General features: G+C 71.2%; 17 protein-coding genes. 6 read left to right on the forward strand and 11 right to left on the reverse strand.

The window, feature by feature from the left end; all coding sequences use genetic code 11:
• The first annotated feature begins 37 nt into the window (after nt 1-37).
• Entirely contained in the window at nt 38-505 is a 468-nt protein-coding gene (locus HD601_RS26735; RefSeq protein WP_184827111.1) for a hypothetical protein, read from the forward strand.
• Between the two features lie 73 nt (nt 506-578).
• Here HD601_RS26735 and HD601_RS26740 read toward each other — a convergent pair whose 3' ends face one another.
• The 8 genes from HD601_RS26740 to kduI all read right to left on the reverse strand — a co-directional run bounded on the left by HD601_RS26740 (nt 579) and on the right by kduI (nt 8,764).
• Nucleotides 579-842, reverse strand: a complete 264-nt coding sequence (locus HD601_RS26740; protein ID WP_184827114.1) for a tautomerase family protein — start codon at nt 840-842, stop codon at nt 579-581.
• 14 nt (nt 843-856) lie between these two features.
• Nucleotides 857-2,344, reverse strand: coding sequence for an aldehyde dehydrogenase family protein (locus tag HD601_RS26745; protein WP_184827116.1), 1,488 nt, complete (start codon nt 2,342-2,344; stop codon nt 857-859).
• 13 nt (nt 2,345-2,357) lie between these two features.
• A complete protein-coding gene (locus HD601_RS26750) occupies nt 2,358-3,362 on the reverse strand; it encodes an ABC transporter permease (RefSeq protein ID WP_184827118.1) in 1,005 nt (334 codons plus the stop codon).
• Complete coding sequence (locus HD601_RS26755) at nt 3,359-4,888, reverse strand: sugar ABC transporter ATP-binding protein (protein WP_184827120.1); 1,530 nt, start codon at nt 4,886-4,888, stop codon at nt 3,359-3,361. The genes HD601_RS26750 and HD601_RS26755 overlap by 4 nt, the downstream gene beginning before the upstream one ends.
• The gene (locus HD601_RS26760; protein WP_221441334.1) at nt 4,885-5,964 is read right to left on the reverse strand and encodes an ABC transporter permease; all 1,080 of its coding nucleotides are present in this window, start codon (nt 5,962-5,964) and stop codon (nt 4,885-4,887) included. Before HD601_RS26760 ends, HD601_RS26755 begins: the two co-directional genes overlap by 4 nt.
• Nucleotides 5,964-7,055, reverse strand: a complete 1,092-nt coding sequence (locus HD601_RS26765; RefSeq protein WP_184827122.1) for a sugar ABC transporter substrate-binding protein — start codon at nt 7,053-7,055, stop codon at nt 5,964-5,966. The genes HD601_RS26760 and HD601_RS26765 overlap by 1 nt, the downstream gene beginning before the upstream one ends.
• A gap of 69 nt (nt 7,056-7,124) precedes the next feature.
• The gene (locus tag HD601_RS26770) at nt 7,125-7,877 is read right to left on the reverse strand and encodes an SDR family oxidoreductase (protein WP_184830201.1); all 753 of its coding nucleotides are present in this window, start codon (nt 7,875-7,877) and stop codon (nt 7,125-7,127) included.
• A gap of 62 nt (nt 7,878-7,939) precedes the next feature.
• Nucleotides 7,940-8,764, reverse strand: a complete 825-nt coding sequence (kduI, locus tag HD601_RS26775; protein ID WP_184827124.1) for a 5-dehydro-4-deoxy-D-glucuronate isomerase — start codon at nt 8,762-8,764, stop codon at nt 7,940-7,942.
• A 163-nt stretch (nt 8,765-8,927) separates the two neighbouring features.
• Between kduI and HD601_RS26780 the strand changes: the two genes are divergently transcribed.
• The 3 genes from HD601_RS26780 to HD601_RS26790 all read left to right on the forward strand — a co-directional run bounded on the left by HD601_RS26780 (nt 8,928) and on the right by HD601_RS26790 (nt 16,215).
• Nucleotides 8,928-9,701 (forward strand): IclR family transcriptional regulator, encoded by a 774-nt coding sequence (locus tag HD601_RS26780; protein ID WP_184830202.1) that lies wholly within the window; start codon nt 8,928-8,930, stop codon nt 9,699-9,701.
• A gap of 526 nt (nt 9,702-10,227) precedes the next feature.
• Nucleotides 10,228-10,638, forward strand: a complete 411-nt coding sequence (locus HD601_RS26785; RefSeq protein ID WP_184827126.1) for a hypothetical protein — start codon at nt 10,228-10,230, stop codon at nt 10,636-10,638.
• 174 nt (nt 10,639-10,812) lie between these two features.
• Entirely contained in the window at nt 10,813-16,215 is a 5,403-nt protein-coding gene (locus HD601_RS26790; protein ID WP_221441336.1) for a LamG-like jellyroll fold domain-containing protein, read from the forward strand.
• 308 nt (nt 16,216-16,523) lie between these two features.
• Here HD601_RS26790 and HD601_RS26795 read toward each other — a convergent pair whose 3' ends face one another.
• Nucleotides 16,524-16,736 carry a helix-hairpin-helix domain-containing protein gene (locus HD601_RS26795; protein WP_184827130.1) on the reverse strand — a complete coding sequence of 71 codons (213 nt, stop codon included), beginning with the start codon at nt 16,734-16,736 and terminating at the stop codon, nt 16,524-16,526.
• Nucleotides 16,737-16,785: 49 nt separating this feature from the next.
• Between HD601_RS26795 and HD601_RS26800 the strand changes: the two genes are divergently transcribed.
• On the forward strand, nt 16,786-17,322 hold the full coding sequence (locus HD601_RS26800; protein ID WP_184827132.1) for an AAA family ATPase: 537 nt from the start codon (nt 16,786-16,788) through the stop codon (nt 17,320-17,322).
• Between the two features lie 28 nt (nt 17,323-17,350).
• The gene (locus HD601_RS26805; protein ID WP_184827134.1) at nt 17,351-17,725 is read left to right on the forward strand and encodes a DUF2255 family protein; all 375 of its coding nucleotides are present in this window, start codon (nt 17,351-17,353) and stop codon (nt 17,723-17,725) included.
• Nucleotides 17,726-19,351: 1,626 nt separating this feature from the next.
• Here the strand turns inward: HD601_RS26805 and HD601_RS26810 are convergent.
• The gene (locus HD601_RS26810) at nt 19,352-19,813 is read right to left on the reverse strand and encodes a winged helix-turn-helix transcriptional regulator (RefSeq protein ID WP_184827136.1); all 462 of its coding nucleotides are present in this window, start codon (nt 19,811-19,813) and stop codon (nt 19,352-19,354) included.
• Nucleotides 19,810-20,520: an SDR family oxidoreductase gene (locus tag HD601_RS26815; RefSeq protein ID WP_184827138.1), complete on the reverse strand. Its 711-nt coding sequence runs from the start codon at nt 20,518-20,520 to the stop codon at nt 19,810-19,812. The genes HD601_RS26810 and HD601_RS26815 overlap by 4 nt, the downstream gene beginning before the upstream one ends.

Genomic DNA, 20,520 nt, shown 5'->3' on the forward strand with positions numbered 1-20,520 from the left:
AACCAGGTGGTCAAGGGACGTGCGTCATGATGGCGCTGTGATCACCGCAGGGCGGGCCGCGGGCCGCTGGGTCCGCGAGCACCCGGGCCACGTCGTCGACCTGTTCGTGTACGTCGTCGTGCTCAACCTGGCGATCGAGTACGTGCCCTCGGTCATCAGCGAGGGGTTCACGCTCTCGCTGCTCACCGCGGTGCTGCTCAAGCTCGCCCTCGAGGTCGTCATCGCCGTCAAGGGCCGCATCGTCGCCCGCTTCCACGCGGCGACGACGCGGGGCGGGAAGGTCGTGGCCGGCCTGACGCTGTGGGCGGTCGCGGCCGGGAGCAAGTTCGTCGTCCTCGAACTGGTCGACCTGGTCTTCGGCGACGCCGTGAGCCTGGGCGGCTTCTTCTCGGTGACGCTGCTCGTGCTCGTCCTGCTCGCGTCCCGGGCCGCCGTCCGCCGCCTCCTCGACTACGACCTCGAGACCGACCACGGCGACCCGCTGGCGGCCAGCCGACCACGTTGATCATGGAGAAGGTCGCCTCTCGCCGGGCTCCAGAGCCGACCTTCTCCATGATCAACAGGAGGTGGGGGCAGCGTCAGTCGGCGACGGCGGCAGCCTCGGTCGCCGGGGCGGCCGACTCGTGTCCCAGGTTCGACAGCACACCGGAGCGCGAGGCGTCCTCCGACGCCAGGACGCCACCGTTGGCGACGTCGTCGGGCTCGATGTGCTCGAAGGCGATCCGGACGTCGCCCGGCCGCGCCCCCAACTCGGCGACGGCCGCGGAGGTGACGGCGGCGGCGAAGGCGCGCTTCTGCTCCACGGTCCGTCCCCGCAGCAGTTGAACGGTGATGCTCGGCATCCGAACCAGTCCTTTCAGAGGGCGGTGATGACGGTCTTGAGCTCGGTGAAGTCGTCCAGCCCGAACGAGCCGAGCTCGCGGCCCCAGCCGGACTCCTTGAAGCCACCCCGCGGCAGCACCACGTCGTCCGCGTGCCAGGTGTTGAGCCAGACGGTGCCGGCCCGCAGCGCCGAGCCGGCACGGTGCGCCCGCGCCACGTCGCGGGTCCAGACGCCGGCGGCCAGGCCGTAGCGGGTGTCGTTGGCCAGCCGGAACACCTCGTCCTCGGAGTCGAACGGGACCGCCGTCACGACCGGGCCGAACACCTCGTTGCGCTGGATCTCGGCGTCCTCCGCGACGCCGGTGAGCAGCGTCGGCTCCATGAAGAACCCGGCGTCCAGCCCGCGCGAACCGCCCGCCACCGCAGACGCACCGGCCCGGATACCGCCCTCGACATACCCCAGCACCATCGACTGCTGCTCGGCCGTGATGAGCGGGCCCATGTCCGTCGCCGGGTCGAAGCCGTTCCCGAGCCGCACACCCCGCGCGATCTCCGCCACACCGGACACCACCTCGTCGAACGCCGACCGCTCGACGTACAGGCGGGAGCCGTTGACGCAGCACTGGCCCTGGTTGAAGAAGCCCGCGTGCGCGGACCCCACGATCGCGGCACCGAGGTCGGCGTCGGCGAAGATGATGTTCGGCGCCTTGCCGCCCAGCTCCAGCGACACCTTCTTGAGGTTGCCGGCCGCGGCCTCGACGATTTTCTTGCCGACGGCGGTCGAGCCGGTGAACGCGACCTTGTCCACACCCGGGTGCCGGACCAGCGCCGCGCCCGCCTCGCCGAACCCCGTCACGACGTTGAGCACGCCGGGCGGGAAGCCGGCCTCGAGGAACAGCTCCCCCAGCCGCAGCGCGGACAGCGGGGTCTGCTCGGCCGGCTTGAGCACGACGGTGTTGCCTGCGGTGACCGCGGGGATCACCTTGAAGCAGGCCATGAGCAGCGGGAAGTTCCACGGCACGATCCCGGCGACGACGCCGACCGGCTCGCGCACGGTGTAGGCGAAGTACGGCTGGTCGGCCGACATCGGGATGGTGGTGCCCTCGATCTTCGTCGCCCAGCCGGCGAAGTAGCGGAACAGCTCGGCGGCGGTCGCGACGTCACCGTCACGCGCCCCGGTGAACGGCTTGCCGTTGTCCAGCGTCTCGAGCTGCGCCAGCTCGTCGGCGTGCGTGTCGATCAGCTCGGCCATCCGCCAGAGCAGCCGCGCCCGCTGCCGCGGCGTCGTAGAACGCCAGGCCGACCCCGGCTCGAAGGCGGCCCGCGCGGCCGCCACCGCACGGTCGACGTCCTCGTCGCCGCCGCGGGCGACGCGGGCCAGCAGGGCGCCGGTCGACGGGTCCAGGGTCTCGAAGGTCTGCCCGGAGGCGGCCGCCGACCAGGTGTCCCCGATCAGCAACGGGCGCTCGGCGGAGATGAACTCGGAGACCGAGGGCAGGAGGGTCGCGTCAGTCGTCGTCATCGAGAAGGGCCTCTCATTTCAGGACCGCCACCTTGGAACGGTCGATCGTCACGCTGACCGCGATGATGATCAGCACGCCGTAGAAGATCGGTTCGAAGCCGGCGTCGACGCCGATGAGCGAGAGCCCGGTGCGCAGCAGCACCACGATCAGCGCGCCGACGACGGTCCGGAACAGCCCGCCGTGGCCGCCGGTGATCGCCGTCCCGCCGACGATGACCGCCGCGACCGCCGGCAGCAGCAGGCTCTCGCCGAGCGTCGGGGCGCCGCTGAACGTGCGGGCCACCAGCAGCACGCCGGCCAGCCCCGCGCACGCGCCGGACACGCCAAACGCGGCGATCTTCACCGCGCTCACCGGCAGTCCGGCCAGCCGGGCGGCGGGCTCCGCGTGGCCGACGGAGGCGACCCACCGGCCGAACGGGGTGAACCTCATGACCGCGCCGAGCACGGCCACGACCACGAGCGCGATCACCAGCGCGCTCGGCACAGTGCCGCCGATGCGGGTGAACGCCCAGCGCAGCGCCGCGATGTCGGTGACCGCGACGGTGCTGGCGCCGGAGAACGCGAGCGCCAGCCCGGTCCACAGCGACATCCCGCCGAGGGTGACGATGAACGACGGCACCCGCGCGGCCACGTGGATCCAGCCCTGCACCACCCCGGCCAGCGCGCACACCAGGACGACCGGCACCACCACCGCTCCGGACATCGACGGCACCCACAACGCCGTCAGCACCGACGCGAACGACGCCAGCGCCCCGATGGACAGGTCGATGCCGCCGCACATGATCACCACCGTGATGCCGACGGCCAGCACCATCAGCGGCGCAGCGGAGTCGGCCATGGTGGTGAGGCTGCGCTGGGTCAGCAGGTCCGGGTTGCGCAGCGAGAGCAGGACCAGCAGGACGGCGAGGATGATCAGCGGCATGAACCGGACCAGCTCGCGCCGCACCCGGCTCGACCCGTCCGGCTGCGGCGCCTTGCCCGCAGAGGGAGTGACCTCGGGCGCGATGTCGGTGCTCATACCATCTCCTCGAGGATCACGACGGGGTCCGGCTTGGCGCCCTTCGGGGTCTCGACGGTCGTCACGACCACGCCGTCCTTCATGACGACGACGCGGTGGCTGAGCGCGATCATCTCCTCGAGCGTGTCCGAGAGCAGCAGCACCGCGCACCCGGCCGCGGCCAGGTCCCTGATCAGGGCGTAGACGTCGGACTTGGCGCCGACGTCGAGGCCGCGGGTCGGGTGGTCGAGGATCAGCAGCCGGAGGTCGTCGTCGATCATCCACCGCGCGAGCACGACCTTCTGCTGGTTGCCGCCGGACAGCGTGCCGATGGCGGTCTCGGGCGACGGTGTCTTGATGCCGAGCCGCCGCACCCAGTGCTCGACGAGGCCGCGCTCGCGCTTGGCCTGCAGGACCGGGCCCGTGCACACCTCGCCGACGTGCGCCATGGACAGGTTCTCGGCCACCGACATCGGCGGGACGATGCCGTCGGTGCGCCGCTCGGACGGGACGTAGCCGACGCCGGAGCGCACGGCCGAGCGCGGCGAGCCGAGCCGGAACGGCTGGTCATCGAGGGTCACGCGACCACCCGACGACCGGATCGCCCCGAACAGCGCCCGGCAGACGTCCTCGCGCCCGGAGCCCTGGACGCCGGCGACGCCCAGGACCTCACCCGCGCGGATCTCGAAGCTGACGCCGTCGCACCCCGCCGTGGAGAGGTCCGAGACCCGCAGCCGCACGGGGGCGCCGTCGCACTCCTTCTGCTTCTCGTCGTGGTAGTGGCTGCCGCCTGACTCGCGGCCGATCAGCAGGTGGTGCAGGTCGGTCGCGTCCACCGTCGACGGGTCGACCTCGGCGACGACCTGGCCGTTGCGCAGGACGTAGACGCGGTCGGAGACCTCGAGCACCTCGTCGAGGCGGTGCGACACGAACACCACCGACGCCCGCCGTCGCAGCCGCTCGATCTGCGCGAACAGCGTCGCGATCTCGTCGCGCTCGAGCACACTGGTCGGCTCGTCGAGCAGCACGACCGGCTCACCGGTGATCCGCTCTTCGATGGTGAGAACCTTGGCGACCTCGACCATCTGCCGCTGCGCGAACGTCAGCGTGTCGGTCCGGGCGCCGGGGTCGATCCGCGAGCCGATCTTGTCCAGCTGCTCCTGTGCCAGCGCCTTCATCGCGCGCCAGCGGTAGAAGCCCGCGCGGACGGCGGACCGCTCGGCACCGAGCAGGATGTTCTCGGCGACGGTGAGGTTCGGCACCAGCGACTGCTCCTGGAAGACCATGCCGATGCCGACGGAGCCGGCGTGCGCCACGCCGCGCAGGCGCACCGCCTCGCCGCCGACCCGGATGGTGCCCGCGTCCGGGGTCACCAGTCCGACCAGCGACTTCAGCAGCGTCGACTTGCCCGCACCGTTCTCGCCGATGAGGCCGACGACCTCGTGCGGGCGGACCTCGAAGCTCATGCCGTCGAGCGCCGTGACACCCGGGTACCGCTTGGTCAGGCCCTCGACGGCGAGGACGGGAGCCGCAGCGGACGCCGTCATTTCACCACCCCCAGCCGGTGCCGGACGGGCCACGTCGCGGCGGCGACGGCGACCACGACGATGACGCCCTGAACCGCCTGCTGGGCGTATGGGCTGACGCCCGCGAGGATCAGCCCGTTCTGCAGGACGGTGAGCACGAGCACGCCGATCATCGACTGCAGCACGCCGCCGCGCCCGCCGACCAGCAGCGTCCCGCCGATCACCGCCGCGGCGATGGCGGAGAAGTTCAGCCCGCTGCCGGCCGTGACGACGCCGGAGCCCAGCTGAGAGGTCGCCATGACGGCACCCAGCCCGTAGAAGGCGCCGGCGACGGCGAACGCGGCGGTCTTGAAGCGCGCCACGGGCACGCCGGACAGCCGAGTGATGTCCTCGGCGCCGCCGATCGCGTACGCGTAGCGCCCGACCCGGGTGTAGCGCTGGATCAGCCAGCCGACGAGGATCGCGCCCGCCGCCACCCAGCTCGCCACGGCGAACCCGAGGAACTTCGACGACGCCCAGCCGCTCAGCCACGGGTCCCCGACGATCGGCCGCTCGCCGGAGAACAGGATGGTCGCCACACCGAGCCCGATCGCGTACACGCCGAGCGTCGTCAGGAACGACGGGATCCGCAGCCGGGTCGACAACAGGCCGCTGAGCAGCCCGAACGCCGCCCCCAGCGCGACCGTCGCGACGACCCCGAGTACCCCGAGGTCCAGCCCCGTCCGCGAGTTCGCGACCAGCAGCGCGACGGTGAGCGCGCACGCGCCGATCACGCCCTCGACGGACAGGTCGATCGCGCCGAGCAGCAGCACGAAGGTGAGCCCGACGGTGACGACGGCCAGCACGGCGGCCGCGTCGACCACGGCCACCAGGTTGCCCCAGGTGCGGAACTGCGCGTCGAGGACCGAGAACACCAGGATCATCAGCACGAGGGCGGCGAGCGACGCCGTGGTCTGGACGGCGTCGGTGCCGCTCGGGCGCCAGGGCAGGCGGGGGCGCGACGGCGTTCGCCCGGCCGCCGCCGGGGCCGGTCCCTGGGGCGGGGCCGGTCCGGCGGCGTCGGTGGCGCGCGGCCGCGCCGTGTCTGGCGAGGTCATCAGCCGATCGGGCCCGTGGCGCGGGTGAAGAGGTTGGCGCAGTCGACGTCGTCGAGGTTCAGCTCCGGCTCAGCGAACTCGGCGGCGTTCGTCTGGTCGATGAGGAACTGCTCGGCGAAGAACGCGCGGTCATCGTTGGCCACGTCGGCCACGTCGAGCTCGCCAGTCGCGGCGCAGTACCCCATGGCCAGGCCGATCGCGCCCTGCCACGGGCCGTCGCTGGACACCGTCGCCGTCATGGTCCCCGCCTCGATCGCGGCGATCGCCTCCGGGACCGCGTCGATGCCGACAACGCCGACGCCCGTCGCCCCGGCCGCCTCGAGCGCCTGCATCGCGCCGAGCGCCATGTCGTCGTTGGCCGCCCAGACGCCGCCCACGTGCTCGCCGTGCGCGGTCAGCAATGTCCGGGTGACGTTGAGCGCCTCGGCCCGGTCGAACCCGGCGGTCTGCTCGTCCAGCAGCTCGATCTCCGGGTGCTCGGACAGCGCCCGCTGCAGGCCGGCGAAGCGGTCCTGCGCGGCGGACGTGTCGAGGATGCCCTGCAGCGCGATGACGCCGCCGCTGCCGCCCATTGACTCGAACAGCGCCTTCGCGATGAGATAGCCGGACTCCTCGCCGTCGTAGGTGATGTGCGAGACCCAGCGGTCGTAGCCGTCCCACGGGTTGAGGTCGGCCGGCTTGTTCCACTGGGTGACGAGGTAGGCGCCGGCCTCGTTCGCGGCCGCGACGATCGGGGCGGTGTCGGAGTCGCCGTTGGGCAGCACGTTCAGCACGGCGCACTCCATGCCGCTGCCCGCGAGGGCCTGGCGGATCTGCTCCTGCTGGCGCTGCGAGTCGCCGTCGTAGGTCAGGTGCTGCTGCTCGAGACCGACGGACTCGGCGAACTCGTCGCCGCCGCTGAGCCACGCCGCCTCGTACGGGTTGGTCTGGTTGCGGACCTGGCCGATCAGGGTGACGTCCTCGGGGCTGCAGGCGCCGCCGTCACCCGACGCGCTGGAGGTGCCGCCGTCATCGGCACAGGCGGTGAGCAGGAGGCCGCCGGCGAGGACGCCGGTGAGGACCGCCAGTCGCTGACGTGTGGGTTTCCTCATTGAAGTTCCCTCTCCGCTTCGCACAGTCCGCGGTCGCGGGCTGCGTAGTCCTGTCTGCGGTGCGCTGACCTATCGGGCGCTCCAGCCCCCGTCCACGAGCAGGACGTGTCCCGTCACGTAGTCGGAGGCGCTGGACGCCAGGAAGACCGCGGCGCCGACGAGGTCGGACGGCAGGCCCCAGCGACCCGCGGGGATGCGGTCGCCGATGCTCGTCGCCCGCGCCGGGTCGGTGCGGAGCCGGGCCGTGTTGTCCGTGACGATGTAGCCGGGCGCGATGGCGTTGACCTGCACCCCGCGCGGCGCCCACTCGTTGGACAGGGCGCGGGTGACGCCGGCGACGGCGTGCTTGCTCGCCGCGTACGACGACACCCCGATGCCGCCCTCGAACGAGAGCAGGCTGGCGACGTTGATGACCTTGCCGCTGCCGCGGGCGACCATCGGCCCGGCGACCCGCTGGGTCAGGAAGAACAACGACGTCAGGTTGACGTCGAGCACCCGGTTCCAGGAGTCCGCGTCGACCGTCAGCGCCTCCTCGCGGTGGATCACCCCGGCGTTGTTCACCAGGATGTCGACGTCGGCCGGCAGCTGGTCGTCCAGTGCGCCGCTCGCGATGACCTCCGGGTGTGCCAGGTCCACGTCGATCGTCGTCGCCGTCCGGCCCAGCTCCTCGACCGCCTCCTTGGTGGCGTCGAGGCTGCCGGACCGCCCGGCGAGGACGAGGTCGGCGCCCGCGACGGCGAGACCCATCGCGATCGCCCGGCCGATCCCCCGGCTCACGCCGGTGACCAGCGCCGTCCGCCCGACCAGCGAGAACGCCTGCAGGTCGGCGGGCTGTGGGGCGGGCTGGGCGGCTGCCTGCGGGACGGCCTGGCGGCCGTCGGTGCTCACAGGGCCTCCAGCGCGACGGGGTCGAGGTCGCCGTAGTCGGTGTTCTCGCCGGCCATGGCCCAGACGAACGCGTACGACCCGGTGCCCGCGCCGGCGTGGACCGACCACGACGGTGAGATGACCGCCTCGCCGTCGGCGACCCACAGGTGCCGGGTGCGGTCCGGCTCGCCCATGACGTGCAGGACGCGGGCGCCGTCGGCGAGGTGCGTGTAGAGGTAGACCTCGGTGCGGCGGTCGTGGCGGTGCGGCGGCATGGTGTTCCACACCGACCCGTCGGCGATGACGGTGACGCCGAGCTGCAGCTGGCACGACGGGTGCCCGCCGGGACCCCACACGTAGCGGTACAGGCTGCGGACGCTGGCGCCGCGCTGCTCGCCCAGCTCGACCGGCTCGACCTCGGCCCGGCGGAAGACGGCGACGCCGTGGTCGGCGTGCGCGGCGGCGGAGACCAGGTAGAACCGGGCGCCGTCGCCGCGGAACGCGACCCGCCGGCCGAGGCCGACGTAGGCGCCGTCGAGCGGGCCCAGCTCGTGCGGCTGGTCGTCGACCAGCAGCTCGCCGGCGACGTCGCCGACGTTGACGACGCCGAGCTCGCGCCGTTCGAGGAAGTGCGCCGCGCGGAGCGGGTCGAAGGCCGGCAGGGGCAGCGCCTCGGCTCCGGCCGGCACCGCGCCGCCGAGGACCATGCGATCCTCGTGCGTGTAGACCGCGCGCACCTCACCGGTGGCGAACAGGCCGTCGACGAGGTAGCGCTCCCGCAGCTCGGCGTTGGTGGCCGTCTCGACCGACGCTGGCGCGGTCGCCTGGCGGACCTCCATCATGTGCTCTCCCATCGAACGTCGAATCGGCGAGACGGGTGGGACGGCGGCGCCTTAGGTTCACATATGCGGACCGCTGTCCTCATTTGCGACCGCACTCAACCAGGATGTGAATGACCTGTCAAGGATGGGTCTGCTAGCTTTGTCTGTGATGAGGGCCGATGAGATGGACGACCACCCCGACACCGAGGGCAGCGACGACGGCGACTTCCAGCCCGTGAAGTCGGCCGGTCGCGTGCTCGAGGTGCTCGACGTGCTCGCCTCCACGGGCCCGCAGTCGATGCGCGACCTCGCCGACCAGCTGGGCGTCCCGAAGAGCAGCATGCACGCGCTGCTGCGGACCATGCAGCACTACGGCTGGCTCGAGCTCGACGCCACCGGCAAGCAGTACGGCCTGGGGGTCCACGCCCTGCTCGTGGGGTCCGCGTACGTGGACGGCGACGACGTCGTGGCCCGCACCAGCCCCATCCTCGACACCCTCGCCGCCAACACCGGCGAGACGGTGCACCTCGGCCGGCTCGAGGGCGACAGCGTCGTCTACATGGCCAAACGCGAGTCCGTGCACCCGCTGCGCATGTTCTCGGCGGTCGGCCGGCGGCTCTCGGCGTACTCCACGGCGCTGGGCAAGTGCCTGCTCGCCACGCTGACCGACGAAGAGATCGCCGCCCGCATGCCCGAGAAGCTCGAGGCCGCGACCGAGAAGACGATCACCGACCCCGACCTGCTCATCAAGGACATCCGCCGGGCCCGGGTCCGCGGCTACTCCATCGACGACGAAGAGACGACGCAGGGGCTGCGCTGCTTCGCCATCGCACTCCCCCAGCGCGCGCCGACGCACGACGCCATCAGCATCTCGGTGCCGATCTTCCGCCTCGACGACGAGCGCCAAGAGGCCGTCGTCCGGCTGCTCTTCGAGGCGCGCTACTCCTTCGCCCGCTGACGCCAACGCCCCGCAAACCGGCTCACATCGCGCCCCTTGATCATCAACCTTTTGCGACGTCAGGACAGCACAAAAGGATGATGATCATGCTCCTCCACGCCACTCCCTCATGATCATCAAGGATTCACCACACCCTGACGTGGTCGATCCTTGATGATCATGGAGAACCCGGGCTTCCAGCGCGACGGAACCCCGATTCCCCCATGATCAACAGTGAGCGGCCGGCGCGACCGCCGCCCACGGCGGGACCGGTCGCCAAGACCACAGTGAGACAGGTAGCGGCCAGCGGAACAGGAGCACAGCGTCACCAAGGGCCGGGTCCATTTTGGGGAGGGGCCCTGGTGCTGTGAAAGGCGAGGGCGCGGCGGCGCGGGTCAAGTCCAAGCCCCGGAAGCACCCACGAAGCTGCACCACAGAGGGCGCAGACTTGAGGCGCGCCGCCGCGCCCTCGACAATCGAGACAGCAGGGGCCCGACCCACGTCAGCACCCACACGCCGAACCTCATCACCCCGGTACCGTGACGCCGTGACCAATGACGAGATGTCGCCGGAGCTGCTGGCCCTGCTCAACTCCGACCTGGACGACCTGGCGGCGAAGCTGCTGGTCGCCGCGTACACCTCGAGACTCTCCCGCCCCTACCCCGCGCTCGCCCAGGTGGAGCTGGCCGAGGAGCTCGGCCGGCTGGGCAACGTGAAGACGCCCAAGTTCGCCTGGAGCTTCGACAGCCAGCCCGGAGCCGGCCTGGCCCGCCTCACCCTCGAGCTCGTCCTGATGTGGGAGGAGGTCGGGCTGGCCGCCCGCGACCTGCGCGACCATGCCCTGGTCGTCCTGCTCTTCGCCGGCGAGACGGTGCTGCGCTCGGACGATCCCGAGGCCGCGGTTCTGGCAGCGCTCAGCGGCGACTGGAACCCGTCGTCCACATCCGTGGACGAATAGCTCAAAATGTTCCACATCCGGGACAGAGTTCTTGACTCTGGACAATCGTGACCCCTATCGTCCGCGACAAGTGCCCGGCGCGGGGGGCCGGCCACGTGTCGCCGTCGTCGAACGATGGGGTTCCGAATGACCGAGCACAGAGCTTCAGCCCAGGCACCTCTCACCCGCTGGTTCGTGCGTCGCTTCGCGCTGCTCCTGGCGCTGGTCCTCGCCGTACCGGTCCTCACCGCCCTGCCCGGCTCCGCGGTCGCACCGCGCGCGCAAGCCGGCGCCCAGGACACGACCCTGAACGTCCTGCTCTTCTACAAACCCAACTTCCACGCATCGCACGTTCAGGCGCGCCAGGCCGTGCGCGATCTCGCCACCGAGCTCGGCACGCAGTACGGCCAGACCGTCGAGATCACCGAGACCGACCAGCCCACCGTGTTCACCGAGGAGGGCCTGGCGGACTTCGACACGCTGGTCTTCGCGCAGACCGGCGGCATCCTCTTCAACGACGCCCAGCGGACCGCGCTCCAGGAGTACATCCAGGGCGGCGGCGGCTGGATGGGCATCCACTACGCCGGCTGGTCGGCCGGCACCGTCAGTGAGCACGACGTCAACCCGTGGTACCTCGGACTGCTCGGCGCGGTCTCCGAGGGGCACCCGGAGAACCCCGCCGTCCGCGCGGGCACGGTCCGGGTCAGCGAGCCCGGCCACCCCTTGGCCGCCGGCCTCCCGGACTCCTTCGTCCGCAGCGACGAGTGGTACGACTGGAACGTCAACCCGGCACAGAACGTCCGCACGGTCCTCGAGGTCGACGAGACCAGCTACACCGGCGGGCACCACGGCAGCAAGCACCCCATCACCTGGTGCCAGGAGTACGACGGCGGCCGGTCCTGGTACACCGCCATGGGCCACGAGGGCGCGCACTACTCCGAGCCGGTCATGCGCACGCAGATCCGCAACGGCATCGCCTACACCGCCGGTCTGCTCCCGGCCGACTGCTCGCCGCCGGCCAAGGACCACGCGGGCGAGTGGAGCCCCGTCACGCCGTGGCCGCTCATGGCGATCAACATGGCGCTCACGCACGACGGCAAGATCCAGTCGTTCGGCAGCACACCCACGGGCTGCACCGACGCCACCGCCTTCGACTGGAGCGGCAACGACTGCGTCGCCCAGGGCGGGCAGTTCATGACCGACGTCTGGGATCCGGACGTGCCGCGCACGCTGCTCAACCTCACGGCGGGCCTGGTGCCCAACGGCACGTACACCGACCTGTTCTGCTCGATGCAGGTGCACGACCCCGGCCGCCGCGCCATGCTCACCGTCGGCGGCGACGACAGCCTCGGCGTGCGCAACGACCCGGTCAACGGCGCCATCGGCGTCACCAGCTACTCGACCCGGACCGGCCTGCGCAACGAGGTCCCGATGAACGAGCCGCGCTGGTATCCGACCGGCACCGTCATGCCCAACGGCGACATCGTCGTCCAGGGCGGCAGCGTGCGCGGCGTCGCCGGGCCGGGTGTCCTCATGCCCGAGCGCTACAGCCCCGACGAGGGGTCCGGCTGGACACTGCTGACCGGCGCCGAGAGCGCGGCCGCGTACGGTGACGGCGGCGGCGAGCTGGGGCCGGACGAGAACCGCTGGTGGTACCCGCGCGCGTTCGTGGCGCCCGGCAACGGCAACCTCTTCAACATCACCGGCACCCAGATGTACGAGCTTGACCCGTCCGGCACCGGCACGCTCACGCTGCGTGGGCGCGTTCCCGCAGAGGTCGCGAACCAGGGCGAGTTGGGCAACCCCGTCGGTGCGACCTCGACCGCCGTCATGTACCGGCCCGGCAAGATCCTGCAGGTCGGTGGCGGCTGGTGGGGCAACGGCGGCGGCCCGGCCGGCGCCCGCGCCGGGTTCACCGTCGACCTCATGACCGACGGCGGCACCGCCGAGCCGGTCATCGAGGCGACCGAGCCGATGCGCTACCCGCGGCACTGGGTCAACTCGACGGTGCTGCCCACCGGCGAGGTGCTGGTGACCGGCGGCGGCAACCAGAACAACGGCGGCCAGGGCATCGCCACGGTCCCGGAGATCTGGAACCCGGACACCGGCGAGTGGACCAGTGACCTGAACCCGTACGCGCACGCCCGCCTGTACCACTCGACGGCGATCCTGCTGCCCGACGGCCGGGTCATGATCGCCGGCGGCGGGTCGCCCGGCCCGCGCAACTACACCGACGCCGAGTTCTACTCGCCGCCGTACCTGTTCGACGGCGACGAGCTCGCGCCCCGGCCGGAGATCGTCGCGGCGCCGGAGAAGATCGGCTACGACGGCACGTTCGACGTCGAGGTGTCCGGCGAGGTCGCGAAGGTCGCGCTGATCCGCAACGGCTCGGTGACGCACGGCTTCAACAACGCGCAGACCTTCCAGGAGCTGGAGTTCGCGCAGTCGGCCGAGGGCGAGATCACCGTCCAGGCGCCGGCCGACGGCACGTACGCGCCGCCCGGGGCCTACATGCTGTTCGTCCTCGACGCCGACGGCACCCCGTCGGTCGCGGAGATCCTCGAGATCGACCCCGAGACCGTGATGGACAGCAAGACCCTGCTGGTCGACCAGTTCGAGTACCCGCGGGTGCCGGCCGAGTGGCGGGCCGAGAACCCGCCGATGACGGTCGAGGTCGAGGCCGGCAACGGGCGCATCGCGCCGTGGTCGGTCGACAGCACCGTCGAGCTGGTGCGCGGCCTGGCGCCCGGCATGGGCGGGCTCGGCGTCGTCGGGTACCACCTCGACCTCGGCGAGTCCGGCAGCCTCACCCGGAGTATCGACGGGCTCGTGCCCGGGAAGGAGTACCGGGTCTCGCTGAGATACGCCCGCGACAGCCGGGTCTCGGTGCCCGCCGGTGGCACCGTCAGCGCCGATCTGAGCGTCGGCTCGCTCGACGCCACGATCACGGCGACCGCCGATGAACCGTCGGGCATCTCCGGGATCCCCAGACCCTCGACGTTCGGCACCTACGTCGGCACGTTCACGGCATCGGAGCGCTCCGAACCGCTGACTCTGACCGCGTCCGGGACCAGCGCCGGCGTCATCGTCGACGACCTCACCGTCGTCGCCGTCGAGCCCGGGCTCGAGAACGTGCCGATCCACTACGCCTTCGACGAGGGCGAGGGCGACTCGGCGGCCAACTCCGGTCACCACGACGGGGCCGGCGCGGCGACGCTGACCGGCGCGGCCGGCTGGACGTCGTCGGGCGTGCACGGGGCAGCACTGGACCTGCCCGGCGGCGACGCCGACTACGCCGACCTGCCCGACGGCCTGCTCTCCGGCGCCGAGGACTTCACGGTGTCGATGTGGGCCTACGCCGACTCGCTGAAGAACTGGATGCCGCTGTTCCAGATCGGCAACGGCACGGACACGTACTTCCTGCTCCAGTCGCAGACGCAGGCGGACGGCCCGACCGGCCTCGCCGCCACGTTCAAGGCGGAGCCGTCCGGTGGCGGCGCGGCGGTCGAGGAACGGCTGACGCTCGGCGACGGGGTCGACCTCACTCCGGGCGAGTGGACGCACGTGGCGTTCACGATGCAGGGCGACACCGGCACGTTGTACCTGGACGGCGAGGAGGCGGCGTCTCGCGACGACTTCTCCATCGGGCTGTCCGACGTCGGGAACGGTTCGACGACGACGGACAACTTCATCGGGAACAACGAGTGGCCCGACCCGTCGTTCGCCGGGCTGATCGACGACGTCCGCGCCTACGGCTCGGCGCTGACGGCGGCGGACATCGCCGTCCTGCACGCCGACGGCGCCGCCGTCCCGACCACCACGAGCGTCACGGTGACACCGTCGCCGTCGCCCTTCGGTGAGCCGGTGACGGTGTCCGCGACGGTCGAGACCGCCGGTGGAACGCCGGCGAGCGGGTTCGCGGAGCTGTGGGTCGAGCCGGTCCGGCCGGACGACCCCGTCGACCTGAACCAGCGCCAGGGCAACCCCGTCGCACTGGACGAGGACGGGTCCGTCAGCTTCACGCCGTTGCAGCTCGGCCGGGGCGACTACACGGTCGAGGTCCGCTACCTCGGTGCGGACGGCGACCCAGGAACGCGGGCGTCGAGCGCGTCGGTGGTTCACACCGTCGAGCGACCACCGCCGGGCGAGGGCATCCCCGTCCACTACACCTTCGACGAGGGTGCGGGCCGGACGGCGGCCAACTCCGGCACCGACGTGGAGATCGGCGCGGCGACCCTGGGCGGGACCACGTCCTGGGGAACCGGCGGTCCGCGCGGCGGCGTGGTGTCGCTGCCGGGTGGCGGCGGGTCGAGCGAGAACTTCGTCCGGCTGCCGAACAACCTGTCGGCCAACATGGAGGACGAGATCACGGTGTCGATGTGGGCCCGGCCCACGGCGCTGCCGACCTGGGTGCCCATCTTCCAGATCGGCAACGGCACCGACACGTTCCTCCTGTTGCAGTCCCGGACGCAGGCCGCCGGGGCGACCGGCTTCGCGGCGACGCTCAAGGCGCCGGGGAACCCGTTGCAGGAACGGCTCACGCTGGGCGCCGCGAACGACCTGCCCATCGGCGAGTGGACGCACATCGTGTTCACGATGAGCGGCTCGACCGGCAAGCTCTACTTCGACGGTGAGCTGATGGGCACCCGGTCCGACTTCACCCTGGGCATCGACGACGTCGGGCTGAACGGCAACACCAGCAGCAACTACATCGGCAACAACGACTACCCGGACGGCCTGTACAACGGCCTGATCGACGACGTCCGCATCTACGAGCACGCCCTCAGCGACGACGACGTGCAGGAGCTGTTCGAGGGCGAGCCGGCCGGCTCCCCGGTGACGACGGCCACCGTCGCCCCGGCCTCGCCGGACGGTGACGACGGCTGGTACGTCACGGCGCCGACGGTGACCCTGTCGGTGACGGGCGGGACCGCCCCGGTGACGACGGAGTACGCGTACGGTTCGGGCGAGTGGACGGCCTACTCCGGCCCGATCACCGTCCCGGACGGCGTGCACTCGCTGCGCTACCGGTCGTCGGACTCGGCCGGCGTGGTCGAGGAGGAGAAGACGCTCGACCTGAAGGTCGACGCGACGGCGCCGGGCGCTGTGCTGGATGGCGTCGACGACGGCGGGTCGTACGGGCTGCACGAAGTGCTGACCGTGACGGCGTCCGCGTCCGACGCGGGCTCGGGCCTGGCCTCGTCCCAGCTGCTGCTCGACGGCGAACCTGGAGACTCGCCGCTGACGCTGGACCTGGCCGGACTGCTGGCCGGATCGCATGTGGTCGAGGTGGTGGCGGTCGATGCCGCGGGCAACTCCACGGAGACGACGGCGACCTTCACCGTCGTGGTCTCGTTCGACACGGTCGGTGCGCTGGTCGAGCGGTACGTGGCCGACGGGCTGGTGACGAACAGCCAGCGCCTGCGTCTACTCGCGCACCTGCAGGCGGCGGAGTCCGCGGCCGGCCGCAGCCAGATCCGTCAGGCCGACCAGGCCGTCCAGCGGTTCGCGTCCGAGGCCCTCGGCGTCATCGACGTCACGGCTCGGTCCCGGCTGCTGACCGCGGCCGAGACGCTGCGGGATCAGCTGAGTCCGTAGCCACTCCGCTGTTCCGCTGATCGGACGGCCCCGATGCGGCCCGGATCTCCTCCGGCCGCCTCGGGGCCGCTCCGTTGACCGGCGCCCCGGTTCGCGCCATGGGGCCGTCAATGCGTGCCGAACATGTAGACGGTGCGGCCAACAGTTGGCATCAGCGTCTACATGTTCGCCCCACACTCCGGCGTCGAGCGTCTGCCGGACGGGATGGCAGGATCCGAGTCTCCGGCGAGCCCGTCGGCGGTGTGAGGAGGGACTTTCACCCGCTATGGCGAGGACAACTCCCTCCCGGCGGGATGGTGGCCCCGTCTTCAGGAGCCGAAGGAGAGGCCGCGCTCCTCGAGCTCTTCGGTGAGGATGCGGATCGCCTTGGGGCCGACCCCGTGGATGGCGAGCAGCTCCTTCGGCGTCACCGACGTCAGCTGCTCGTAACGGGTGTAGCCGTTCAGCGCGAGCTCGCGGCGGGCGGTGCGGCCGAGGCGCTGCGGATACTCCGTCGGGACGGGCGAGTCTTCGGGCGGCATGGGCCGATGGTAGATGCCACCGCCGACAACCTCCGGGAGTATGGACGCCGTGCCCGCAGCGAACGCCGTCGTCGTCTTCACCGGCCTGCCTGGGACCGGCAAGTCCACCCTCGCCGACCGCGTCGCCGTGGCGATGGGAGCGCCGTCGTTCGCAGGCGACTGGCTCCTCGGAGCGCTCGCCCCGCACGGTGTCCTCCGCGGGCTGGACCGGAAGACGTACCTGCGGCTCTACACGGACCTGCTGACCACGCTGATCACCCGTCAGCTCCTGCTCGGGCAGTCGGCAGTACTCGATTGTCTGGTGGACGACGAAACGGTCGATCGGTGGCGCACGCTGACCACCGAGCACCAGGCCCGGCTGGTCGTCGTCGAGTGCCGGTGCGGCGACGTCACTGTTCATCGCCGCCGCATCGAGGGTCGTGTGCGCGGCATCCCCGGCTGGCACGAGGTCGACTGGGCGCATGTCGAGCGGATGCGGGCCGAGTTCGTTCCCCTCACAGACGCAGGGGTCACCGTCGTCGACACGGTAGGGGTCACTGTCGACGAGGCCGTCGCCCGGGTGCTGGACCGGATCCGCGCGGCATAGCCGCGCCCGGTCCGTCGTTGTCGAGAGCATGACCGAGAGCAGCGCGGCAGTCGACCATCTCGCCCGCACCGGCGTCGTCCGGCTCGCGACCACGACGCTGGACGGGCGCGAGATCGTCACCAAGATCTGGGCCGTCGTCGTCGACGGGAAGGCGTACATCCGCAACGCCTACGGAGACTCGTCCCAGTGGTACCGGCGCATCCAGCGCACGAGGACGGGCGCCTTCATCGACGGGCGGAACCGCTACGACGTCACCGTCGACAACGTCGCCGACGAGGAGACGAACGACCAGGTCGACGAGGCATTCACCAGCAAGTATGCGGGCAGCGGCTCCGCCCTTCGCATGATGGTCACCGACGACGCCCGCCGCTCGACGCTGCGCGTCACGCCCGTCCCTGCTTGACGAAAGTTCCGCAGCGCGATCAGCCCTGTGACGAGCGGGACGGCGACGATCGCCCGCACCAGGTACTGCCACGGATGGGGCTGGTCGGGCCCGCCGCTCTGGAACAGCACGCCGGCAGGCCCGAAGGCATACGACAGGAACTCGTCGAACGCCGACTGCCCCAGCCCCACTACCTGCGCCGACAGCACGGTGGCGGTCAGCGCGAGCACGAGCCAGGTCAACAGCGCCGGCCCGGGGCGTTCGCCGTAGCCGAGCAGGCGGTAGCCGGTCAGCGCGAGCCGCTCCCACACCGAGCGCGCCGACAGATGCCGCAGCCGGTACGCGCACCACGCGATCTTCGTCCGGGTGGCGCCGGGCGCGCCCTTGTCGCGGGCCAGCCGGGCCAGCGCATCGACGAACTCGGCGTCCTCGGGCAGCCGCGCGACCAGGTCGCGTTCGCGGCGGAGGAAGAGCTGACGGGGCCAGCGATAGCGCCGTCCAGCCCCGGGCAGCCTGTCTATCCGCGGGTCGATGTGGTGGGCGGATTCGAGGGCGGCGACGGCGGACCGTCGCTCCGTGTGCGACGCCAGCGAGAACCCTGTCACGACAGCGTCCCTGACTGTGTCCGCGCGAGACCCGCTGTCGGCCGCTGCGACGCTCATTAGCTCGAACCCGGCCAGGCCGCCGCTCACATGGCTGCCCTCGACGCGTCGCAGGTTCCATGGTCCAGTTAGGCCCGTCACGACAGTCGCGGGAGCGGCAAACAGATCATTCGTCCCGAAGAACGGCTGGCTTATCAGACCATGCGCCCTCGACGCCGCTTCAATCCATACTTCCGTTGGCCCGTTGAGCATCACGTTCGACAATCCGCCGGCACCGCGCACGCTCAGACTGAAAGGATCAACGCCACGCCTCGGACGGCCGATGGAAATGTCCACCGCTGCACCAACGCTCAGCGCCGTCGCGCCGACGACATCGAGCCTGGCCGACGGTTTCGATTCCGATGTACCGGCTGTTACTCGCAGGTAGGCGCCACCAGGGGCTTTCAAACCAAAGACCGCTGGGCACGGGGGCTGGTCGGCTCCCCATTGACCGGCCTGAGCCAGCATTTGGAAGCCGAGGCGGACAGTTGGAAGCTGGGCAGGATCACGGAGCCATCCAAGGAACGAGACATAGGCGCGTTGGCTCACTTCGATCAGGACATTCCTCACAGCACCGACCGCAAGCGCGTAGATCCCCGAGTCAAGCACCAAGCGTCCGTCGGTCCCGGGTCCGAGGAACAACGATGATTCTGCCGGATCATCGAGGTCCTGCCTGAATCGCAGAGTGCCTAGATTGTCCGTCACCACAACGCCACCAGGCTGGCCGCTAAACACGATCTCCGCGACGCAGTCTCGGCGCAGGCCGGATACCCTTATCGGCGTCAGCTCATATCCGGCCGCGCCCACGAACTCAATCAGCAGGGCGAAGGCCGGCGGGACGGCCGATAAATCCACGAACCCGTGAGGCCGACCAGTTGTCGTCAGCGTGAGGACCCAGCGCCCACCGTCATCCCGACGCAACGACGGCGCGAGCCACTCCGACGTGTTGGCGACGACGGTCCGCAGACTGACACCGTCGGCGTCCAGGTCGGTCATGCCGGCTAGCCTATTCCGGTTCTTGATCGACCTCTTGATCCACTCCGCCCAGCCGCAGCAGTCGCGACTCGCCCGCCCCCACCGGTGCGCCACACGACGCGCACACGGCCGAGACGTGCAGCACCGAGCCGCAGGAGTGCTCCCACACCGTCGGCGGCGGGCCCTGCGTCACGTACCGGTCGCCCCATTCCATGAGCGAGAGCAGGATCGGCCGCAGCGCCCGGCCGGACTCGGTCGGGAGGTACTCGTAGCGGCGCGGGTGCTCGTCGTAGAGCCGCTTCTCCAACACGCCCGCGCCGACCAGGGAGCGCAGCCGGGCGGCCAGGATGTCGCGGCTGGCACCCGTGTTGGCCGCGATCTCGTCGAACCGGGTGCGCCCGAGCAGCACCTCGCGCAGCGCCAGCAGGCTCCACCGCTCCCCGACGACGGCGAGGGCATTGGCGATGGAGCACTCGGCGACGGCAGCGGTCACGACGCCGCCAGTTGCGGGTAGAGGGCGGAGACGTCGCCGGCGAGCCCGGCCTTGACGCCGCGCGTCACGTCGTCGACGAGCACCTCGAACTGACCGGCCTCGACGGCGTCGACGGCGAGCCGGGCGACGTCGGCGGGAGAGGACTTCGGGGCGTCGACGGCGGCGGCCATGTCGGTGTCGATGTAGGCCGAGTGCAGCCCTGTCACGCCGATGCCGCGCTCGCGCAGCTCGAGCCGGAGCGAGTTCGTCTGCGACCAGAGCGCCGCCTTCGACGCGCTGTAGGAGCCGGAGATCGCCAGCCACGACAGGACGGAGTGCACGTTCAGCACGTGCCCGCCGCCGTTGGCCGCGATGACCGGCACGAACGCCCGCGTCACGCGCAGCGGCCCGTAGAAGTTCGTCTCGAACTCGCGCCGCACGTCGTCGACCGGGGAGTCGAGGAAGGACGCGCTGACCAGCGCGCCGGCGTTGTTGACCAGGACGCTGACGTCGCCGGCCGCCTCGGCCGCCGCGCGCACGTCGTCGTCGGACGTGACGTCCAGCCGCAGCGGCACCACGCGCGCGTCGTCGACCTGCACGGCCGACGGCGTACGCGCGGCCGCGTACACCTTCGACGCGCCCCGGGCCAGGAGCTCCGACACCAGCGCCTTGCCCAGGCCGCGGTTGCCGCCCGTGACCAGGGCGACGGTTCCTTCGATGCGGGTCAC

The sequence above is a fragment of the Jiangella mangrovi genome (assembly GCF_014204975.1).
Classification (GTDB): domain Bacteria; phylum Actinomycetota; class Actinomycetes; order Jiangellales; family Jiangellaceae; genus Jiangella; species Jiangella mangrovi.